General features: G+C 50.5%; 19 protein-coding genes and 1 riboswitch. Of the genes, 8 read left to right on the forward strand and 11 right to left on the reverse strand.

Annotation, left to right across the window (positions count from 1 at the left end):
- Positions 1-140 precede the first annotated feature (140 nt).
- Entirely contained in the window at positions 141-617 is a 477-nt protein-coding gene (locus tag C7T94_RS05770) for an OsmC family protein (protein WP_107214327.1), read from the forward strand.
- Positions 618-631: 14 nt separating this feature from the next.
- On the opposite strand, the gene C7T94_RS05775 is transcribed toward C7T94_RS05770, so the two are convergent.
- On the reverse strand, positions 632-2,512 hold the full coding sequence (locus C7T94_RS05775; protein WP_107214328.1) for a M1 family metallopeptidase: 1,881 nt from the start codon (positions 2,510-2,512) through the stop codon (positions 632-634).
- A 226-nt stretch (positions 2,513-2,738) separates the two neighbouring features.
- On the opposite strand from C7T94_RS05775, the gene greA reads away from it, so the two are divergent.
- Genes greA through C7T94_RS19705 form a run of 4 tightly spaced genes read left to right on the forward strand, consistent with a single transcriptional unit; the run spans position 2,739 to position 4,857 of the window.
- Positions 2,739-3,212 carry a transcription elongation factor GreA gene (gene greA / locus C7T94_RS05780; protein WP_107214329.1) on the forward strand — a complete coding sequence of 158 codons (474 nt, stop codon included), beginning with the start codon at positions 2,739-2,741 and terminating at the stop codon, positions 3,210-3,212.
- Between the two features lie 57 nt (positions 3,213-3,269).
- Positions 3,270-3,680 carry an HIT family protein gene (locus tag C7T94_RS05785; RefSeq protein ID WP_107214330.1) on the forward strand — a complete coding sequence of 137 codons (411 nt, stop codon included), beginning with the start codon at positions 3,270-3,272 and terminating at the stop codon, positions 3,678-3,680.
- Between the two features lie 54 nt (positions 3,681-3,734).
- Entirely contained in the window at positions 3,735-4,112 is a 378-nt protein-coding gene (locus C7T94_RS19700; protein ID WP_317046908.1) for a beta/alpha barrel domain-containing protein, read from the forward strand.
- 31 nt (positions 4,113-4,143) lie between these two features.
- Positions 4,144-4,857, forward strand: a complete 714-nt coding sequence (locus C7T94_RS19705; RefSeq protein WP_317046909.1) for a beta/alpha barrel domain-containing protein — start codon at positions 4,144-4,146, stop codon at positions 4,855-4,857.
- 9 nt (positions 4,858-4,866) lie between these two features.
- Here the strand turns inward: C7T94_RS19705 and C7T94_RS05795 are convergent, their stop codons facing one another.
- Genes C7T94_RS05795 through rsgA form a run of 4 tightly spaced genes read right to left on the reverse strand, consistent with a single transcriptional unit; the run spans position 4,867 to position 8,184 of the window.
- Complete coding sequence (locus tag C7T94_RS05795; protein ID WP_107214331.1) at positions 4,867-5,196, reverse strand: nucleotide pyrophosphohydrolase; 330 nt, start codon at positions 5,194-5,196, stop codon at positions 4,867-4,869.
- Positions 5,186-6,724 (reverse strand): ArnT family glycosyltransferase, encoded by a 1,539-nt coding sequence (locus tag C7T94_RS05800; RefSeq protein ID WP_204353214.1) that lies wholly within the window; start codon positions 6,722-6,724, stop codon positions 5,186-5,188. Before C7T94_RS05800 ends, C7T94_RS05795 begins: the two co-directional genes overlap by 11 nt.
- 55 nt (positions 6,725-6,779) lie before the next feature.
- Positions 6,780-7,232, reverse strand: a complete 453-nt coding sequence (gene dtd / locus C7T94_RS05805; protein WP_107214333.1) for a D-aminoacyl-tRNA deacylase — start codon at positions 7,230-7,232, stop codon at positions 6,780-6,782.
- Positions 7,233-7,263: 31 nt separating this feature from the next.
- Positions 7,264-8,184, reverse strand: coding sequence for a ribosome small subunit-dependent GTPase A (rsgA, locus tag C7T94_RS05810; RefSeq protein WP_107214334.1), 921 nt, complete (start codon positions 8,182-8,184; stop codon positions 7,264-7,266).
- A 421-nt stretch (positions 8,185-8,605) separates the two neighbouring features.
- Here rsgA and thrA point away from each other — a divergent pair, with 421 nt between their 5' ends.
- From thrA to thrC, 3 genes are read left to right on the forward strand one after another with little or no spacing between them, the layout of a single operon-like run.
- Positions 8,606-11,056 (forward strand): bifunctional aspartate kinase/homoserine dehydrogenase I, encoded by a 2,451-nt coding sequence (gene thrA / locus C7T94_RS05815; RefSeq protein ID WP_107214335.1) that lies wholly within the window; start codon positions 8,606-8,608, stop codon positions 11,054-11,056.
- 56 nt (positions 11,057-11,112) lie between these two features.
- Positions 11,113-12,048, forward strand: coding sequence for a homoserine kinase (locus tag C7T94_RS05820; protein ID WP_107214336.1), 936 nt, complete (start codon positions 11,113-11,115; stop codon positions 12,046-12,048).
- Between the two features lie 22 nt (positions 12,049-12,070).
- Positions 12,071-13,378, forward strand: a complete 1,308-nt coding sequence (thrC, locus tag C7T94_RS05825) for a threonine synthase (protein WP_107214337.1) — start codon at positions 12,071-12,073, stop codon at positions 13,376-13,378.
- Positions 13,379-13,448: 70 nt separating this feature from the next.
- Here the strand turns inward: thrC and C7T94_RS05830 are convergent, their stop codons facing one another.
- From C7T94_RS05830 to C7T94_RS05855, 6 genes are all read right to left on the reverse strand, one after another.
- The gene (locus C7T94_RS05830; protein WP_107214338.1) at positions 13,449-13,904 is read right to left on the reverse strand and encodes a tail fiber domain-containing protein; all 456 of its coding nucleotides are present in this window, start codon (positions 13,902-13,904) and stop codon (positions 13,449-13,451) included.
- A 69-nt stretch (positions 13,905-13,973) separates the two neighbouring features.
- On the reverse strand, positions 13,974-14,270 hold the full coding sequence (locus C7T94_RS05835) for a hypothetical protein (protein WP_107214339.1): 297 nt from the start codon (positions 14,268-14,270) through the stop codon (positions 13,974-13,976).
- Positions 14,271-14,354: 84 nt separating this feature from the next.
- Positions 14,355-15,869, reverse strand: a complete 1,515-nt coding sequence (locus C7T94_RS05840; protein ID WP_107214340.1) for a glycoside hydrolase family 10-like protein — start codon at positions 15,867-15,869, stop codon at positions 14,355-14,357.
- Between the two features lie 77 nt (positions 15,870-15,946).
- Positions 15,947-16,900, reverse strand: a complete 954-nt coding sequence (metF, locus tag C7T94_RS05845) for a methylenetetrahydrofolate reductase [NAD(P)H] (RefSeq protein WP_107214341.1) — start codon at positions 16,898-16,900, stop codon at positions 15,947-15,949.
- Positions 16,901-16,941: 41 nt separating this feature from the next.
- A complete protein-coding gene (metH, locus tag C7T94_RS05850) occupies positions 16,942-20,640 on the reverse strand; it encodes a methionine synthase (protein ID WP_107214342.1) in 3,699 nt (1,232 codons plus the stop codon).
- 130 nt (positions 20,641-20,770) lie between these two features.
- Positions 20,771-20,874: riboswitch (SAM riboswitch) on the reverse strand.
- A 114-nt stretch (positions 20,875-20,988) separates the two neighbouring features.
- Positions 20,989-21,735, reverse strand: a complete 747-nt coding sequence (locus C7T94_RS05855; protein ID WP_107214343.1) for a Bax inhibitor-1/YccA family protein — start codon at positions 21,733-21,735, stop codon at positions 20,989-20,991.
- Between the last annotated feature and the right edge of the window lie 13 nt (positions 21,736-21,748).

A 21,748-nucleotide genomic window follows, 5' to 3' on the forward strand; every position in this document is an offset into this window, starting at 1 on the left:
CGCAGGCGTTTGCCCGTGTTCAAAGTACAGGCAACATCAACTGCCGGTGAAATAATCAGGTTCATGCCTAAATTGTGCTGCTGTTATCGCCGGAAAAATCCGGGAATTGTTAACTTGCCTGTATCAAAAATATCTCCCCAATGCTAAAACTACATGAATATGCCACACACCTTACCTGGACCGGAAACCGCGGATCAGGCACGATGGACTACCGCTCGTATGACCGGGATTACACGCTCTCCATCAATGACAAGCCAGATATTTTAGGATCATCAGATGCCCAGTTTCTTGGTAACAAACACCGGCACAATCCTGAAGACCTGCTGGTTGCTTCGCTTTCCTCCTGCCACATGCTCTGGTACCTGCACCTGTGCTCGAAGCACGATATCGTGGTAATTGAATACCGCGACGCGGCCACCGGCAAAATGGAAGAAGGCCCGGACGGCAGCGGCCGCTTTGTCGAAGTAACACTGAGACCGGAAGTTCGCATTTCTGCGGCATCGAAAAAAGAAAAGGCCCAGGCGCTTCACGCCGAGGCCAATAGAATGTGTTTCATTGCGAATTCCTGCAATTTTCCGGTTAAACATGAAGCCGTCTGCACGGCTGAAGATGAATAACCTCAAATTGCCGGTTAATTGTTTGCGTTCAACAGGTTGTTCGCTGGCGTCGGATCCATGTACAGCCCTCCGTCAACACGCACCGAACGGATCTTCCGGGAAGCAGGCAGAGCAATGTTGATTCGTTTGCTGCCCGCTTTCCAGACGGCGGGTGTCTGATGGATTTTCTTTTTGCTGCCATCGGCGAACGTCATTTCGACATCGAAAGGAATCGCAAAGCCGCCTCTGTTTTCGATGGTTAGCTCGGAAATTCCCGACTTAGGTTTTCTGAGTGAAGTAACCGCGAGATCGATGTAGTTGTTGCTGAAAAACCAGTTGTTGAAAAACCAGTTGAGGTTCTGACCTGAGCCAGCATTCATCGAATTAAAGAAATCCCAGGGCATGGGGTGTTTCCCGTTCCAATTGTTCATGTACGTGTGGAGGGCTTTTTTAAACGTTGCATCGCCCAGCAGGTCTTTCAGTGCCAGGTAGGCCAGCGAAGCTTTTACGTAGGCATTGTTTCCATATCCTGCGCCGCTGACCTGTGTTGACATGGAAATAATGGGCTGGTCCTGCTCTGCAGAGGAATCGAAGATATACCGTTTTACCCGGAAGTTTTTATAGGCTTCGTCTGCATAGGCCTTATCATGGTGGCTCATGCCGATCAGGTACTCAAAGGTGGTGGCCCAGCCTTCATCCATAAAGGCGTAACGGGTTTCATTGGTGCCCATGAAAAAGGGAAAATACGTGTGGGCCACCTCATGATCCTGCAGCAGCCGCGCAAAATTGAGGTCATTTACTGAGGCATCATTCACCATCATCGGGTATTCCATATCGGCGAAACCCTGAAAGGCAGTCATTTTTGTGAACGGATAGGCGATTCCCGGCCAGTTCTCGGAAAACCAGGTTAGCGCATAATTGTTCCAGGCTACCGAATTGGTAAAATCTTTCGCCGTTTTATTGTATGCAGCCTGTGTGCTCGCCCTGCGGTTGTTTTTTTTGTCTACAACCGTGCTGCCGGCGTCCCAGACATAATGATCGCTTAAGCCAAAGGTGATATCGCAAATATTTTTGGCAGCAAACTTCCAGGTGTTCTTTTTCTGCTGGGTTACCCGCTCTTGTTCCATGTCTTCGGCCGTAGCCACGTGGATCACTGCATCGCTGGTATAAGAACGCTTTAGCCGCGCGGCAATTTCCGGCTGCAGCACTTCTTCGGGGTTGAGCAGATCGCCGGTGGCCCAGACGACATAGTTTTTGGGAACGGTGACAGAGAAGCTATAATCGTTAAAATCATTGTAAAATTCTGCGCGATCGGTATGCGGTACGCGATCCCAGCCATTGTAATCGTCGTAAACTGATACACGCGGATAGGCGTAGGCTACAAAAAAGGTGCGTTCGTCAATCTGGCCTTCGCGGCCGCTTTCCTTAGACAGCGGATATTGCCAGCTGATCTCGAGCGTGGCTGTACTGCGCGGATGAAGCGGTTTTTTAAGCTTGACGTCGCCAGTCGTGCCCCAGTCCGCTGCGGTGACTCCGTAACGTTCTCCATCGATAATAAAAGACGAAATAACCAGTCCCGGGGCCAGGAAATCTGTGCTTACCTGCCCGGCCCGCGGGGCTTCAGGCTTGTGCAGGTTGTTTACAAAACGCATCACCAATGTCTTAAGTGTGTCGGGACTGTTGTTGTTGTACCGGATTGTTTCCGTACCGCTTACCAGCCGCGTTTTCGGATCGACAGTTATTTTCATGTCGTACTGGGCATTGTTCTGCCAGTATTTCCGGCCTGGTTTTCCATCCATTGACCGGGTACCTTTCTCAAAAGCGGCTTTGACGTTTCTCGGCATGTAGAGCTGCTGCGCCGGCAGGCCCGTGGCGAAAACAAAACAGGCGAGTGCTGTAGTTAAAAATTTTTTCATTGGTTAAAATTCTGCCGCAAAGGTACGCAGATTCAGATTTTTATGTTTTTAAAATTGAAAGTCTTTTCATAGTACCTGCGTGGCTTTCCCGGTTGTCAGAAACAAATTATTTGGAAATGTAATTTCCTAATTTTATCTTCGTTTTTAATGATAGCAAGACTATGTAGGCGAAAGCCGATATAGTCTTGTTTGTTTTTTATAGGACTTAAGAAAAAGAATACGAGCTATGTCAGAAGTAACCTATTATACCCAGGAAGGGTTAGATAAGCTGAAAGAAGAACTTCAACACTTGAAAACGGAGGGTAGGGCAGCAATTGCAAAAGCCATTGCCGAAGCCCGGGATAAGGGTGATCTCTCGGAGAACGCCGAGTACGATGCGGCAAAGGAAGCGCAGGGTCTGCACGAGGCAAAGATCGCCAAACTTGAAGGAACACTTGCTTCTGCACGCCTGATCGATGAGTCGAAACTCGACCTGTCAAAGGTGCTGGCGCTTTCGATCGTGAAGATCAAAAATGTGAAGAATGGTGCGACCATGACTTACCAGTTGGTGGCTGAATCTGAGGCAGACCTGAAAACCGGAAAAATCTCCGTAAAGTCGCCTATAGCACAAGGCCTGTTGGGCAAATCTGTCGGCGAAAAGGCCGAGATTCAGGTGCCTGCCGGAACAATGGAATTCGAAATCCTGGAAATCTCCAGGTAACTCAACAACCTGTGGCAACCATAAGAACCGGTGGCCGCAGGTATAAAACCTCCCCCAATGTCTACAATATTTTCAAAGATCATAGCTGGCGAAATACCGGCCCATGTCGTTGCTGAAACCGCCGATTACCTGGCATTTCTGGATATCCAGCCGCTTGCTCCCGGGCATGTGCTGGTAATTCCCAAAAAGCCGGTCGATTATATATTCGACCTGGACGATGATACCTACGGCGGGCTGTTCATCTTCGCCAAGGTTGTGGCAAACGGGGTGAAAAAAGCCTTCCCCTGTCGCAAAGTGGGCGTAGCAGTTATTGGCCTGGAGGTTCCTCATACCCATATACACCTGATCCCGATGAACAATGTCGATGACCTTAATTTCAGCAAACCCAAGCTGCAGCTCAGCCAGGGCGAACTGAAAGAGGCCGCGGCCAAAATTGTCGAAGCCCTGCGCGAGATCACAGCGCCTTAACCTGCTGCTTATGCCAATCGCCGCTCTGCTGGTAACGATTTCTATAAATTTACCATGCAGCATGCGGTGATCAGGTTATTTCCAACTGCCTGTGTACGGTATGAATTTATAAACCGTGGCGGGCATGTGTTCCCTGCTGGCTTTGACCGGGCGTTGCATGAAGCAACCGGCCAGTTGGCAAGACTTGCCTTGTCTGCCGGCGAAAAACATTACCTGGCCGAAACCTGTCCGTACCTTGATCGAACTTACCTGGACTTTCTGCAGGGATACCGGTTTGATCCGTCAGAAGTGAGGATTGCGCAAGATGGAGGTGAGCTGCAAGTAGTCGTTGAAGGGTTTTGGTACCGGACCATTCTTTGGGAAGTGCGACTCCTGGCGCTGATCTCAGAACTTTTTTTATCAGCTTACAGGACATTCCAGGCCATCTGCTGAGCAGGTTTTTGATACTGGCACGCGTAAAATTGTGCGATATAAGGAACTTGGTCTGAAAATCGCCGAGTTTGGCACCCGTCGCCGTCATTCTTACCGCGTTCACGACCTGGTGGTCAGCGCGCTCAGGCAAAAGGGGAATGGTGCCTTTATCGGGACAAGCAACGTACACCTTGCTATGAAATATGCTACCCGGCCAATAGGCACCCATGCTCATGATTGGTTTATGTTCCATGCGGGAAAGTATGGCTATACGAGGGCAAACCTTCTCGGCCTGCAGAACTGGGTAAGCGTTTACCGCGGGGATCTTGGCATCGCCCTGTCGGATACATTTACGAGTGAAAATTTTTTCAGACAGTTTGATAAAATGTTTGCCAAGCTGTTCGATGGTGTTCGCCATGACAGCGGGGATCCGCTCGCTTTTACCGACCGTACCATTGCACACTACCATCGCCACCATATTGATCCCGTCTCAAAAATGATCATCTTTTCTAACGTGCTGAACGCAGAAAAAGTGGCCGGGATCGCAGCCTATTGCAGCGGAAAAATCGGTGTTTCATTCGGAATCGGGACCAATTTCACAAACGATGTGGGCCTTCATCCAATGAATATCGTCATTAAGATGACCCACGTTCAAACTTATGGAGACCAGTGGACAGAAGTGGTTAAATTATCCGACGAAAGCCATAAATATATGGGCAGCCCGGCCGCCATCGAATTGGCCAGGCGTGTGCTTAACCTGGAATAAGGTGTGCAATTAACGCCGCAGCTTCGGGTTGTTAATGTGCCGGTCCTTATCGCGGATACGCTTTTTTTGCAGGTTCGCCTCGAGGGCTGCCGTCAGGTCGGTTCCTGTCTGGTTGGCCAGGCAAATCAATACGAAGAGTACGTCTGCCATTTCATCTGCTAGGTTCACATCTTCATCACTTTTTTTGAAAGACTGGTCGCCATATGTCCGGGCCATGATGCGGGCAACTTCCCCCACCTCTTCCATGAGAAGAGCCGTATTGGTCAGTTCGCTGAAATACCTGACTCCGGTTGTGCCGATCCATTCATCTACCAGCGTCTGTGCTTCTTTAATGGTCATGTTGTTCTTCTTTGATTTCCTGCCGGAGCCTGTTGTTGATCGGCTCCTGTGCAAATTCAAGCAAATATACACTTGTGCCGTATTCCCGGGCATGCCTGTTGCGCACGCTGCCGAGTTTTCGAACACGTTTAAACAAGAGCCGTTCGGCTGTCAGGTTCGGGTCGGAATCGTCGGCCCCGCGAATCAGGATCAGGTGCCTGATGGGTTTGCTGAGGTCAAACCAATATAGGTAGTCGGCGTTATAAGAAAGGCAATTGATGTCTTTATGCGTTGAATAATAGTTGATTGCGCCTGCTTGTCCGTAGTTATCAGACCGGACCAAAACCGCTTTGCGATCGGGTACGGCTTCGAATGCGCGGTCTGCCAGAGCGGCAAGCTCCCGCCAGCCCTGCATATCTGCAAAATCCTGCGGCAGGTGGTGGTTTTTCCCATCTTCCCAGCGCAGCAGCCCCATGTCTTCAAACCGCTGTCTGTTCCGCATAATCTGGTCAGGGGACCAAAGCGGCATCAAATAAGGCAGTATCAGCAGCAAGGAACCCGCTGTTACTGTAACAAGAAGGGCCGTAACCAGGGGCCTGCCCTGCAGTTTGCGGCCCAGGAATGCCGCGCCGAAGCTAAGCAGAACCGGGTACAGGCCAAGAGCATAATAATCTTTTGCCCGGAACCATACAAAGATCGCCATGGTAAAAACATAAACAAGAATCACCCAGCGATGGCTGCGGAAATCCCTGTAGAAAAGAAGGGCAAGCAATCCGCAGACTAAAAAAACGATACTGTTAAGAAAATACAGCAGCTGGTTGATAAGAAAATCTGCCCTGTTTATGTGAACCAGCTGCTTGCTGGCCAGTTCGCGCATGTGTTTCAACACCGGAAAACCCTGTTCAAATTGCCAGATAAGATTCGGGAGAACGAGCAGCAATGCAAGCAGCCAAGCCAGGTAAAAATGTTTTGTGCCAAAGATGCGCCGCTGTGGGCTGAGCATCAATGCGGGAACGAGACCCATGCCCAGAAAAACGATATTGTATTTATTCAGAAAACCAAGCGCTGCACATACGGCAACCTGGTACAGCCTGAGCGGCTGATCGTCTTTGAAGTACTTCAGTAGATAATAAAAAACAGCCGTCCAGGCCAGGATATCGAAGGAGTTGGGTTGGTATAAGGTGTTGATCCGGAGCAAGGCCGAACACAGGCAGGCCAGCGCTGCAAAGCAGCAGGCAAGGAGGTTCCCCCCCAACAGCCTGACCGTTTTCCAGCAAAAGAAAATGGTTGCTGCACCAAATAATGCCGGCCAAAGTCTTACCCAGAAAAAACCGCCTCCTGCAAGTTTAATTAATGCTGAAACGATCCCGGTAAGCGGTGGTACCGATGTGTATCCGGCTGCAAGGTGGTTGCCCAGGTCAAGATGCAGGTATTCATCGCGGTGCAGTTCATACACCCGGTTAACAAGCAGGTAAGACAAGGAAATTTTGAGGACCAGGAAAAAAATAAGCAGGGGCGTTTCCTGTCCGTTACGGGCACGTGCTTTCAAAATGCTGCAGTGATTTATTGAAAATACAAAAAAATACGGTCTGCTGCCCGACTAATTATTCCCTGTTCAGCGAATCGATAAAGATGGTAACCGGCCCGTCGTTTAAGAGCCTGATTTTCATATCGGCCCCGAACTCACCTGTTTCGGTTTTCCTGCCGGTCAGCTCGGTCAGGCGGCCGGCCATTTTTTCATACAAGGGAATCGCGATGGGTGGTTTGGCTGCACGGGTAAAACCGGGCCGGTTTCCCTTTTTCGTGGCTGCAAAGAGTGTAAACTGGCTGACCAGCAGAATGCTGCCGCCTGTTTCAGTTACCGACCGGTTCATCAGGCCCGCTTCATCGTTGAAAATGCGCATGTTCACAATTTTTTGTGCCAGCCATTCAAGTTCTGTATCGTTGTCGGCATCTTCAATGCCGAGCAGCACCAGAAGGCCGGCTGCGATCTTTCCTGTAACCCGGTTGTCGACGGTGCAGGAAGCTTCTGTAACACGTTGAATAATGGCTCGCATAACTGATCGGTCTGTAAAGGCTTAGGGAAATTTAGTTTCTCGTGTCGTTGCCATGGTAAATGCTGAGGTAACTTTCATAGCGGGAAGGCGCTATGCCTCCTTCCTGAACGGCCGCCATCACCGCGCAGCCAGGCTCATTGATGTGCCTGCAGTTGTTGAACCGGCAATTGTCAGAGGTCTTGAAGATCTCAGGGAAAAAGTGGCCAAGTTCCTGCGGCTCGATATCGATGATGCCCAATTCGCGAATGCCGGGCGTATCAACAATATGCCCGCCCTGGGGCAAGGCATACATTTCGGCAAAAGTCGTGGTGTGTTGTCCTTTGTCGCTCCAGTCAGAAACCGCCCCGGTACGGATTTGCCGGTCTGGCAGCAGGGCATTGATCAGGCTGGATTTTCCTACGCCCGAATGACCGGAAATAAGCGTTGTTTTGCCGGCTATGACTTCCTGGAGTCCGGTAATATTGGTTCCCTGCAAGGCAGAAACCTCGTAGCAGGAATAACCGATATCTTCATAGATGGCTTTGAAATCCTGGAGAATTTCTAAGCCCTCATCGCTGAACAGATCCAGTTTGTTAAACACCAGGATGGCGGGAATGTCATAGGCCTCGGCAGTAACCAGGAAGCGGTCAATGAAACCAAGTGATGTGCGGGGTGATGCCAGTGTAACGACCAGCAGCGCCAGGTCGAGGTTAGCCGCCAGGATCTGCGCCTGCCGTGACAGGTTGATCGATTTGCGAATAATGTAATTGCGACGGGGAAGCAGCTCGGTAATGATAGCCGTTTCGCCCCCTGGCTCAAACTGCAGCCTGACCCTGTCGCCAACGGCAACAGGATTGGTTGTTTTGATTCCTTTTATGCGAAACTTGCCGAGAATGCGGCAATCGTAAGTCTTGCCATTGTCTGCGAGTACGTGGTACCAGCTTCCCGTCGATTTGATTACTAATCCCTGCATAAGCTCTGGTAAAGGTATAAAAAACAAACGCACGCTGCGAAGCCAGATTGCCAGAATGAGTGTCAATGCTACAGTTGAAAAGAACACAAACCCGTTCGCCACAACGTTACATGGGCCCGGGACGAAAATTTTTGGTCTCTTTCAGGCTAAGAATTTGACAATGCAAAAGCGTTTTAGTTGAAGTATTTTAAAAATATTTTGAAGATCGTTTGCATCTTTAAAAAATAATCTCCTTCTTTGCCGGTGTAGAAGATACACTAAGCAACCATGTATAACCAGCAATCGATTATTACAAGCATTATTATTACCATCGGGGATAACCGGAGGAAGGAAAGCTAATGCTGTAAAAATCGAGAAAAAAGATAAAACACAAAAAGCGCCTTCCTCCAACGGAAGGCGCTTTTTTTATGACCAAACCAACATGAAAGTATTAAAATTCGGAGGCACATCAGTCGGATCAGTACAGAGCATCAGCACCCTGATCGAGATCGTCAAACAGGAAAAAACGGGCGGCAACCCGGTCGTTGTACTTTCTGCCATGAGCGGTGTAACCAACCTCCTTACAGCTATGGCAGCCAAAGCCGAGCAGGGCGAAGATTACAGCGACGATTTGAAACACATTGAAAAGCGTCACTTTGATGTGATCAAAGCGCTCCTGCCAGCCTCGGCTCAAAACCCCGTGCTGACCAGGCTTAAAATTTATTTCAACGAACTGGAAGACCTGCTGCAGGCAGTCTTCAACCTGAAAGAGCTCAGTTTGCAGACCCGGGACCTGATCCTGAGTTATGGCGAGCGCTGCAGCACAGCCATGGTGAGCCATATTGCCAACAAACACTTTGAAGGAAGTCTCTTTGTAGATGGCTCTGAACTGATCAAAACAAACAGTGATTTCGGCTCTGCCCGGGTCGATACGGAACTGACTGAACGCCTCATCACTGCATTTTACCGCGAACACCAGGACCGGGTCCTGTTTGTAACCGGCTTTATTGCGAGTAACGCACAAAACCGCGTAACCACCCTGGGTCGCGGGGGCAGTGATTACACTGCTGCGGTCTGGGCCGCTGCGCTCCATGCATCAGAGATTCAGATCTGGACCGATGTGAACGGCATGATGACTGCCGATCCGCGTATGGTGAGTAAAGCATTTCCGTTGGCCGAACTCAGTTATACCGAAGCGATGGAGCTCTCGTACTTTGGCGCCAAAGTAATCTATCCACCCACCATGATCCCTGCGTTTTTGAAAAAAATTCCGATCGTTATCAAAAACACCTTCGACCCCGGGTTTGCAGGAACTTTTATCAAAAATGATGTTCGTCCCTCTTCCCTTCAGATCAAAGGCATCTCCTCAATAGATCAAATCAGCATCATTAACCTCTCGGGCAGCGGCATGGTTGGCAAGACCGGGTTTAGCGGCCGGCTGTTTTCATTGCTATCGCGAGAACAGATCAACATTGTGCTGATTACACAGTCCTCTTCTGAACACAGCATCACCTTTGCCGTAAAACCTGAAGACGCCGTTCGGGCTGTGGGGCTGATCAGCAAAGAGTTCGAACTCGAACTTGAAGCCCGGAAACTCGACCTGCCTGAAGTGGAGAACGATCTGTCTGTTCTGGCTATAGTCGGCGAGAATATGCGGCATACGCCGGGCATGTCCGGTAAACTGTTCCACGCGCTGGGCCGTAACGGCGTAAATGTAAGGGCCATTGCCCAGGGATCCTCCGAGTACAACATTTCGGTTATTCTGACCAGGGGTGATCTGTCGAAAGCGGTGAACGCAGTCCACGAAGCATTTTTTTCAGATCTGAAACGTACGCTGAATGTTTTTTGCCTGGGAACAGGTAACATCGGCAAGACCCTTTTCAGGCAGTTGCGTGAACAGTCACCCTTCCTGGATAAAAATAATGACCTGCAGGTAAAGGTGATTGGAATGGCCAACTCCCGGCTTATGCATTTCGATGAACAGGGCATTGCACTCAACAAATGGGAAGAAGTACTGACCGGCCACGGAGAGCCGGCTAACCTGGAACAATTTGTTAAAAGGATGAAAGCCTTTAACTTACCAAATTGTGTTTTCGTTGACAATACCGCCAGTGAGGCGCCGATTGCCTACTACCAGGGTGTATTGGCCAGCAGCATATCTGTTGTAACCTGCAATAAGATCGGTAATTCAGGTACATTGGAGCAATACAGCAGTTTCAAAGATACAGCCCGTCGTTTCGGTGTCGACTTTTTTTACGAAACCAACGTGGGTGCAGGGCTGCCAATTATCAAAACCCTGAAAGACCTGATGCTGAGTGGCGACAAGCTGTCCAGGATCGAGGCGATCCTTTCGGGTACGATCTCCTTTATCTTCAATAATTTCAAGGGCGAGCATGATTTTGCTGCAATTGTTCGTGAGGCGCAGGAAAAGGGATACACGGAACCTGACCCGCGGGATGACCTGAACGGAAAGGATTTTATGCGCAAAATGCTGATCCTGGCGCGCGATGCGGGTTACCCGATGGAAGCTGCAGATGTACAGATCGAAAATATTCTGCCAGACTCCTGCCTGCATGCCGATACAGTAGCTGAGTTTTACGAAGAACTGGTCAAAAACCGCGGGTATTTTGAGCGCCTCAAAGCTGAAGCTGAGGGTTCGGGCAGGGTGTTGCGTTACATTGGCAAACTGGAGAACGGTGTTGTGCGGATTGCCCTGGAGATGGTCAACGAAAGCCACCCGTTTTACATGCTCTCCGGCAGCGACAACATCATCTCGTTCACGACAGAGCGCTACAAGGATCGCCCGCTGGTGGTAAAAGGCCCAGGTGCAGGTGCCGAAGTTACGGCCGCAGGCGTTTTTGCTGACATCATTAACGTAGGCCATAGTTTATAGCGCATTGCTCTGACGGCTGATCACCAGCAGCCGCCAACCCAAACTCTTAAAGAAAAATGAAAGATACCATCAAAGTTTTCGCACCCGCCACGGTTGCAAATGTGGTCTGTGGATTTGACGTACTTGGTTTTGCCGTGAACGAACCCGGCGATGAGGTGGTGATGCGCCTGACCAACAAGCCCGGCATCACCATCAGTCAGATTACCGGCGATGAAGGCCGGCTGCCACGCGAGGCGTCGAAAAACACGGTAAGTGCCAGTGTTCAGCACTACCTGCAGCACCTGGGCCGCACCGAGGTCGGCCTGGACATTGCCCTGCATAAAAAAATGCCCATTGGGAGCGGCCTCGGTTCGAGCTCTGCCAGCACCGTAGCCGGACTGTTTGCCGTTAACGAATTGCTGGGCAGGCCGCTCAGTACCCGTGAACTGGTCCCGTTTGCCATGAAGGGCGAGGAACTTGCCTGCGGCTACGGGCACGCAGATAACGTAGCGCCTGCACTCATGGGCGGTTTCGTACTGATCAGAAGTTACCAGCCGCTCGACCTGGTTGCCCTTCCTTTCCCCGACGAGCTCTACGCTGCAATCGTATATCCGGAAGTTGATGTTCCCACAAAAGATGCCCGGCAAATGATCAGGAACAAAGTTTTTCTGAAAGACGCCGTAACACAATGGGGCAATGTTGCCGGACTGGTCAGCGGACTCTTTATGAAAGATCTTGACCTGATCGGGCGCAGCATGCAGGATGTGCTTGTCGAGCCCGTGCGCTCCATTCTTATACCCGATTTTGAAAAGATGCGTACACTTGCCACGGATGCGGGGGCCGCCGGCTTCGGAATTTCAGGCTCAGGCCCGTCTGTTTTTGCATTGGCAGGGAGCCGGGAAACGGCACGTAAGATCACGTTCGAGCTGCAGAACCACCTGCACCGCATCAATATCAACAGCAAGAGTTTTGTGTCTCAGGTGAATGCTGAAGGGCCAAAAGTGCTTGATTAATTAATCACCAGACAAACGAACCATGAAATTTTACAGTACAAATAACAAAGACCTGCGTGTCGGATTCGAGGAAGCCGTCTTTAACAGCATGCCGGCCGATAAGGGTCTCTATATGCCCGAGCACATACCCCGGCTTGATGCACAGTTTATAAGCAAAATTGATCAGCATTCCCTGCCTGATATTGCTTTCCGCGTCGCATCGGCCCTGCTTGGCGATGATATTGCGCCAGAAGCCCTTCGTGAACTGGTTACCGACGCCATCAATTTTGATGCGCCGCTGGTGCCGCTTGACCAGCACACTGCTGTCCTGGAACTTTTTCATGGACCCTCTCTTGCTTTTAAAGATTTCGGTGCCAGGTTCATGAGCCGTGTAATGGGCCATTACCTGCGCGAAGGACAGAAACAGCTCGATGTGCTGGTGGCTACTTCAGGCGATACCGGCGGCGCCGTTGCCCTGGGTTTTCTTGGTGTTCCCGGAACGCGGGTCACCATTCTTTTCCCCAGGGGCAAGGTCAGTCCGATCCAGGAACTTCAACTTGTTACCAATGGGCAAAACATCAGGGCCATCGAGGTGGAGGGCACATTTGATGACTGCCAGGCCCTGGTTAAACAGGCCTTCGCAGACCCTGAACTGAACGCGCAACTCAGGCTTACCTCAGCCAATTCCATCAACATTGCCAGGCTGATCCCGCAAACTTTTTATTATTTCCATGCTTATGCACAAGTACGGCGGGCAGGCGGCACTGAGATCGTTTTTTCTGTGCCGAGCGGAAATTTTGGAAACATAGGAGCGGGCCTGCTCGCCATGAAAATGGGCTTGCCTGTAAAAGGTTTTGTTGCCGCAACAAATTTAAATGATACGGTTCCGCGTTTCCTGGAAAGTGGGGTGTATGAGGCGAGACCTTCGGTGCAGACCTATGCGAATGCCATGGATGTAGGAGCGCCAAGCAATTGGGTACGCATCATGGATCTGTTCGGCGGCGACCTGGAGGCTGTACGGCGGGTTGTGCACCCCGCCCGTTTCTCAGATGCAGAGACAGTAAGGGCTATGGCCGAACTGGCTGACCGTTATGATTATATTGCCTGCCCCCATACCGCGATAGCCTGGCTTGGTGCAGAGCAGTTTCGCAAGGAACAGCCGGGAGATTACCACTGCGTGTTTCTTTCGACCGCGCACCCCTGCAAATTCCCCGAAGTGTTCTCGGCAGAGCTGGCAGCGCGGATCAGTACGCCGGAGCAGCTCAACTCGCTGGCCGGGCGTGAAGGCAAAGCATTCGCCATGCCGGCAGATTTCAATGCATTCAAAACCTTTCTGACTGCCTCAGAATAAAAAAGCTGCCGGACCTGCAGGTTGACCGAGACCAACCTGCTGCCGGCAGCATAACCAAACCACTGGTATTCTATTTACCTTGCATGCGCTGTTTCTGGTCAGCAAGGCCGGCATTTTTCAGGCCGCTAATTTCTTTTTTCAAATTTTCAATCTCTGCCTGTTGCTCTTTCATGGCCGCAACCAGTACGGGCACCAGAGCCTCCAGATCTACCTTATTCACACTCGCCATCTTGCTGGCATTTTTTCCTGATGGGTAGTCTTTGTTCTGGGTAAAGACAAGTTCAGGGAAAACCTTACCAAGATCTTCAGCAACGAAGCCGAACTGTTTGTTCTGGCCAAGTTTTAGCCGTGTGCTCCAATCTTTGTTGTACTCAAAACTGACAGGTTCAAGCTGCACAAGGCGGTTAACCGGGTTCTCGATCGGTTGAATGTTTGACTTTAGTTGATTGTCACTCAGTTTTTGTGCCTGGCTGCCAAGGCTGCATGCCATTATGCCACATACCAGGGCTGTCATTAAAATTTTCATGCTCAGAATTATATAAATGGGTTTAACATGGGCGGCCGGTCGCCGCCTGATTCATTGCTTGTTCGGGTCTTAAAACAGCCTGTTCGGCGGGGGTGTCTGGATAGGCGGATAAAAAGATATCCAGGATTGGTGTTTTAAGGGCACCTGCTTCTCACCAAGAAGCAGGAAGAACGGCGCAATAACCATTAATACGGAAATACTGATGAAAAGTTCGTTAAGCCTGGGTTCGGTTTCTTCTGTTTCCCCGGCTTCGGCCGCTACACTTTCGATCGCGTTTGAAAACGCGAAAATCCGCGCGTCAGAGACGATCTTGCTGGTAAAAAGCAAAAGCAATACGAAAACAGAAACAACTTTCAATAACCTCATGAACCAAGCGTTATGCTGCGAATCTAGCAAAATTCGAGCCTTTATTTATCGTATGGGCGTCACAATCAAAAAACTAATGGTCTTTTATTGAGAAACCGGCAAAATGACAGGGTTACTTTCATTGCCGCTGCGGTCAACTGCCGTTACAGCAATGGCATTCAGTGTCTGGAGCGGTGTTTTTGCGCCAATTTTTGACGTGGCAGGGGCATTCCGGCTTAGCGCAAAAAAGCGGTCTTTTCGGTTCAATATCCTATAATTCCAATTGTTGCCATAGCGGCTGTAAACAATCCACTTAAATACATCGGTTTCCTTGCGGTGGGTCCACCTGACGTTGAGATCTGCCTCAAGAGCATTGGTGGTTACAACCGGCGATGCAGGTGCCTTCCGGTCGAGCCAGGGGGAGGCCGGCGCAAGTGCTTCCCGTTTATAGGGACCGTTCAGCAGGTCCTTACGCAAACTTTCATGTTTGGTGAGGGCGGCAATGCTCCAATGAATAACACCAGGACTTTGCGGAAGCATGCCGCGTGTAATCATGATCTGGTTGATGACCTCATCGCTGTTTTTATCTCCGCCGCCCAGGCCGCTGTTCAGTCCGGGCCAGAGGTGACGGCCCTGTGTATTTTCTGACTGCCACCAGCCAAGCAAAACCGGGAAGCTGTGCGGGTAGTCGTTGATCTGCCAGTAAATCTGCGGTGTAAAGTAATCGATCCAGCCTTTATTCAGCCACAGCTTCGCATCTGCATACAATTTGTCGTATTGGTCAAATCCCTGGACGGATGCCGGATAACCGGGTCGCCAGATACCGAATGGACTTAGCCCGAACTTCACTTCTTTCCTGATTGATTTGATCTCCTTGTACACGCGTTTAATAAAGACATTCACATTTTCCCTGCGCCAGTCGCTGCGGCTCAGTTTACCGCCGCCGCGTGTGTACGCATTCCAGCTGTCCTGATCCGGGAAATCACCGCCGCCATTGTACTCTTCGTAAGGATAAAAGTAATCGTCAAAATGGACGCCGTCCAGGTCATACCGGCTTACCAGGTCGCGAACAACAGCAGCAGACAGGTCTTGAACATCTTTTTTTGCCGGATCCAGCCACCAGTATCCCTGCTTGAGTTTATAAACCAGGTCTGGGCGTTTGCTGACAATAGAAGCAGGACCTGCCGGGCCCCCTGCTATGTGATGGGCGCGGTAGGGGTTGAGCCATACATGCAGCTCCAGGCCACGGTCATGCGCGGCCTCGATCCAGAATTCGAGGGGGTCATAATAGGGTTCGGGTGCTTTTCCCTGCTCGCCGGTTAAGAAGAATGACCAGGGTTCCAGTTTGCTGGCATACAAGGCATCGGCCTGTGGCCTGACCTGGAAAATGACGGCATTGAAATTCTGGCGTTGCAGCATATCCAGCAGGGCGATGGCTTCATCCTGCTGCGCTTTAGTTGTCAGTCCGGGTTTACTTGGCCAGTTGATGTTCGCTACGGTGGCAACCCAGGCCGCCCGGAACTCACGATTGGCAGACGGTGGCGCCGGGATTTCCTGTGCAACCAAGTGTGTAAATACCAGCTGCACAGCCAGAAGAGCGAATAGAAGTTTTTTAAGCATGTCGGTTTAATTTCTGGGCTAACATAACGATTCAGCCGCAGAGGATACGATGTTCCCGAAAATTTTACGCAGCTGCCCTAAAAAATTGCACGCGCAATTTCTTTGGTTTGCTCCGGCCGGCCCATCGTGTAAAAGTGAAGCACAGGGGCGCCGAATTCAATCAGTTCCTTACACTGTTTGATCATAAAATGAGTGCCTACCTCTTTTACTTCTTTGACCGACTTGCAATGCTGTACGGCATCGCACAGGTCTTCGGGAAGGTCAATGTGGAAGATCTTTGGCAAAGAGATCAATTGTTTGGCATTGCTGATCGGCTTCAGGCCGGGAATGATGGGCACATTGATGTCGTTTTCACGACATTTTTTCACGAAGTCAAAATACTTCCTATTGTCAAAAAACATTTGCGTAACGATAAATTCGGCACCCATGTCGACTTTTTTCTTCAGATACTTAAAGTCAGTACCCAGGTTGGGCGCTTCAAAATGTTTTTCAGGGTAACCAGCCACACCGATGCAGAAATCGCTCTTGAAACTCTCTACGTCTTCGTGCAGAAATTTGCCTTCGTTATGGTTCTTAATGTGCTGAATAAGGTCTGTTGCATAACAGTGGCCGCCTGGTGTCGGGATAAACGAAGGGTCGGCCTGCCTGGCATCACCGCGCAGCGCCAGGACATTGTCTATACCCAGGAACTGCAGGTCGATCAGTGCATTTTCAGTCTCTTCTTTGGTGAAGCCGCCGCAAATCAGGTGCGGCACGGCATCGATTTTATACTTATGAATAATGGCTGCGCAGATCGCAATGGTGCCTGGCCGTTTCCGGTACGATACTTTCTGCAACAGGCCATTGTCCTGTTCCTTATAGATATAATCTTCACGCAGTGAGGTTACATCGATGAACGGCGGGTTAAACTCGAGAAGGGGGTCGATGGCATCGTAGACCCACTGGATACTCTGGCCTTTGATTGGAGGCAGCAATTCAAATGAAAAGAGCGTTTTTCCCTTTGCGTTGCTGATATGTTCTGTAATTTTCATGTGGTTGTCTGGATACTTCTGTTGTCTGCGTGAATCACAAATTAATAGGCCAGGTTGGGTGCAAGCCAGCGTTCCGCTTCTTCAAGCGTCATGCCTTTGCGTTGCGCATAGTCGGCCACCTGGTCCCGGGTAATTTTACCCAGCCCGAAATACCTCGATTCGGGGTGCGCGAAATAATAACCGCTTACCGCAGCTGTCGGGTACATGGCGTAACTTTCGGTAAGGCGAAGCCCAATTTGTTTTTCAGCATCGAGCAAGTTGAACAAGGTTTCCTTTTCGGTGTGGTCAGGGCAGGCCGGGTAACCCGGTGCGGGCCTGATGCCGGCGTACTGTTCCTTGATGAGATCCTCATTGCTGAGGTTTTCACCGCGTGCATAACCCCAGTATTCTTTTCTGACCAGTTCGTGCATCTTTTCTGCGAAAGCTTCTGCCAGCCGGTCGGCCAGTGCTTTGGTCATGATGCTGTTGTAATCATCGTGATTTTGTTCGAAAGTTGCGACGAGTTCATCGCAGCCAATGCCGGTTGTTACGGCAAATCCGCCGAAATAGTCAGGGATGCCACTGTCCTGAGGGGCAATAAAGTCTGATAATGCATAATACGGCTGCCCCTCGGTCTTTTCTGCCTGCTGGCGCAAGGTATGAATGGTTACCTTGTCTGTTTTTCCGTTTTGATCCACGAGCAGTTCGATGTCATCGCCTACAGCCTGTGCGGGCCAGAAACCGATAACGCCTTTTGCTGTGAGCAGTTTTTCGTCAAGGATCCTTTTAAGCAGTTCCTGCGCATCGGCAAAGAGTTTGCGTGCTTCGTTGCCGACTACCTTGTCGTCAAAAATGCGCGGATAACTGCCCCGCAGCTCCCAGGTGTGAAAAAATGGCGTCCAGTCTATGTAGGGAACCAGCTCGTTGAGCGGAAAATCATCGAAAACACGCGTGCCGGTAAAGCTGGGTGCGGGCGGCATCATCCCGTTCAGGTTGATCTGAAAACGTTTTTGACGCGCTTCATCTATGTCTTTGAACCGTTTGTCAGAACGTTTGTTCAGGTGTGCCTCGCGCGCCTTGTCGTATTCTGCCCGAATGTCACGAATATAGGTTTCGCGGGTTTCCTGGTTCATCAGCGTACTGCAAACCGTAACGCTTCGGGAGGCGTCAAGAACATGGATGGCTGGTCCGGAATAGTTCGGTGCAATCTTAACAGCGGCATGAATGCGCGAGGTCGTGGCCCCGCCAACAATAAGCGGAATTGTAAAACCCTCACGTTCCATTTCTTTTGCAAAATGTACCATCTCATCCAGGGATGGCGTGATCAGTCCGCTCAGACCGATGATGTCAGCGTTAATTTCGCGCGCTTTGCGGATGATCTCCTGTGCCGGCACCATCACGCCCATATCGACGATTTCAAAGTTATTGCAGGCCAGCACAACGCCTACAATGTTTTTGCCGATATCGTGTACATCGCCCTTTACGGTAGCCAGCAAAATTTTTCCGGCCGAAGAGCTTTGGTTGCCGTCCGGGTTGTCCAGTTTTTCCTGCTCGATAAAAGGGAGCAGATAAGCCACCGCCTTTTTCATGACCCGGGCCGACTTGACAACCTGGGGGAGAAACATCTTGCCGGCGCCAAACAGGTCACCGACGATGTTCATGCCATCCATGAGCGGGCCTTCAATGACGTGCAGGGGTTTGGGATACTTTTGCCGCGCCTCTTCCACATCCTGGTCCAGGTATTCGATCAGCCCTTTGACGAGCGCGTGTGATAAACGCTCTTCGACCGGGCCCTGTCGCCAGGCCTCGTCTTTAACCGCCTCTTTGCCCTTTGATTTGACGGTTTCTGCAAATTCGACCAGGCGTTCAGTGGCATCGTCGCGGCGGTTGAGCAGGACATCCTCAACGCGCTCCAGCAGTTCTTTGGGAATTTCTTCGTATACCTCCAGCATGCCGGCATTAACAATACCCATGTCGAGTCCTGCCCGGATGGCGTGGTACAGGAAGGCCGAATGCATGGCTTCGCGTACCGTGTTGTTGCCGCGAAACGAGAAGGAGATGTTCGATACGCCGCCGCTTACCTTGGCATGGGGCAGGTTTTCTTTGATCCACCGTGTTGCATTGATAAAATCTACCGCATAGTTGTTGTGTTCCTCCAGTCCGGTGGCAACGGTCAATATGTTGGGGTCAAAGATGATGTCCTGGGGCGGAAAACCGATCTCATTAACCAGGATGTCGTAGCTGCGTTTACAGATTTCGATGCGGCGTTCGTAATTGTCGGCCTGTCCCTTTTCGTCGAACGCCATGACCACCACGGCGGCACCGTACAACATAACGGTACGGGCATTTTCGCGAAATTTATCTTCGCCTTCTTTCAAAGAGATCGAGTTGACAATGCCTTTGCCCTGCAGGCACTTTAGCCCGGCTTCGATGACATTCCATTTGGAAGAGTCGACCATAACCGGCAGTCTTGCAATATCTGGTTCTGAAGCCAGCAGATTCAGGAATTTTGTCATGGCTGCTTCAGAGTCGAGCATGCCTTCGTCCATGTTCACATCAATGATCTGCGCACCGCCCTCAACCTGCTGACGCGCCACTGCGAGCGCGGCCTCATAGTCGCCGCCCAAAATCAATTTCGAAAACTTGGGCGACCCGGTAATGTTGGTCCGCTCGCCAATGTTCACAAAAATGCTTTCGGGTGTAACGGTTACAGGCTCCAGGCCACTCAGCCGCATAAAGGGCTCAGGTTGGGCCACCTGCCTCGGCTTGGACCGGCGGGCAATCTGTGCGATGGCGCGGATGTGTGCAGGCGTGGTGCCGCAGCAGCCACCAACCATATTCACAAAGCCCGAATTTAGAAAATCTTCGATGAAAGCTGCAGTTTCTGCAGGCAGTTCATCGTACGCACCAAATTCGTTTGGCAAACCAGCATTCGGATAGGCCGACACGAAACAGGGTGCTTTCTGCGCGAGTTCCTCGATGTGCGGCCGCATTTCTTTTGCGCCCAGGGCACAATTGAAACCGACACTTAACGGATTGGCGTGAACAACCGAGTTTAAAAAGGCCTCGGCGGTCTGCCCTGAAAGCGTACGGCCCGATGCATCGGTAATTGTACCCGAGATCATGATTGGCCGCTCTTCAAACAGCGCTGTCTTATGGTCGGCGCGAAGCTCGGCTTCATATTTTTTAATGGCGAAGATCGCCGCCTTTGCATTCAGTGTGTCAAAAATGGTCTCGATCAGCAGCAGGTCTGAACCCCCATCTACCAGGCCGCGAACCTGTTCGTAATAGGCATCGACCAGTTCGTCGAACGTGATGGCGCGAAAACCGGGGTCGTTGACATTAGGCGACAGTGAAAGCGTGCGGTTCGTTGGTCCGATGGCGCCTGCTACATAACAGCGGCGATCGGGATGTTGTTGCATGAACTCCTGGCAGGCCGCTTTGGCAATGCGTGCACCTTCTAGGCTCAGCTCGTATGAAAGCGCTTCCATCTGGTAGTCGGCCATGGAAATGCGCTGTGTGCTGAACGTGTTTGTTTCAATGATATCGGCTCCGGCCTCCAGGTATTCGAGGTGAATGGCTTTGATGATGTCGGGGCGGGTGATGTTTAAAAGGTCATTGTTCCCCTTTACATCGCAGGGGTGATCTTTGAAGCGTTCGCCCCTGAAATCCTCTTCTGTGAGGGTGTAACGCTGGATCATGGTGCCCATGGCCCCGTCGATCACAAGAATGCGTTCTTCTAAGTCTTTCTTAATGCTCATGTTGCGCGTGGGCCTTCGCCCGTGTAGGATTACCCTGTATTACATCAATAAACCGGCACGACCGAAACGGCTGAATCAGCGCAGTTTCCGGGGTGACGATGCTTATCAGGAAATCCGGGAAGGGTCTCTCTACTTATCTTTTCCAGGCACTAACCAGGATAGAATTTAGCACCTTGTTGGCACAGGTTGCTAAGACTTCGCAGGGTCTAATCCCTCCATCTTTCTTAATAAGCGACACAAAAATGCAACAAAGAAATCTGATTTCCAAAAAATCACCGGCTCAACCGAATTAAATAACAAAAGCCACACAAAAATGCATGGCTTTTAAAATTTTGTTTTGATTGGGGCTTACTTTCTACCGCCGAATATGCGCAGCAGGTAAAGGAAAATATTGATGAAATCCAGGTACAGTGACAAAGCAGCCATGATGGCCAGTTTCTTCGTGTCTGCATGCGCAATGCTGCTGCCGTCACGCTCAATTCCCTGGCCCATGCGTTTAATCATTTGTACGTCGTATGCAGTAAGTGCGGTAAATACGGCTATACCTACGAAGGCCATGATAAAGCTGAACTGCTCGCTCTGAATAAACATATTTGCCAGTCCGGCAAGGAACAAACCTATTACACCCACCATCAGAATTGGGCCGAACTTGCTCAGATCAATGTTGGTTGTGTAACCCATAACCGCCATGATACCGAAAATAACGGCGGCACCGATAAAACAGCTGATGATAGAGGCCTCTGCATAATACAGAAGAACGAAACTAAGGCTGACGCCAAGCAAGAGCGAAAACAGAATAAAAACACCTAAAATGGCTCCATAAGACAGCCGGCTGAAGCCAGCGCCCATCAGCAGGACCAGCCCCAGTGGTGCGAACATGGCTACGTAGCCAAGCCCGGTGCGCTGACCTGTTTCCCGGTTAAAGAGCAAAGCCTGGGTTTCTTCTGAACTGCTGACAAAGACTGCTGCAAGGGTTGAGATCAGCAAGGCAACGAACATCCACATAAAGACGCTCGCGAAAAACTTTTTTGATACCGAACGTTCCTGCTGAACAAAAACGCTCTGGTCATCGTATGAATAATTTTGTTGTTCCATGTTAATTAAATTG

The organism is Pedobacter yulinensis, from assembly GCF_003029735.1.
GTDB lineage: Bacteria > Bacteroidota > Bacteroidia > Sphingobacteriales > Sphingobacteriaceae > Pedobacter > Pedobacter yulinensis.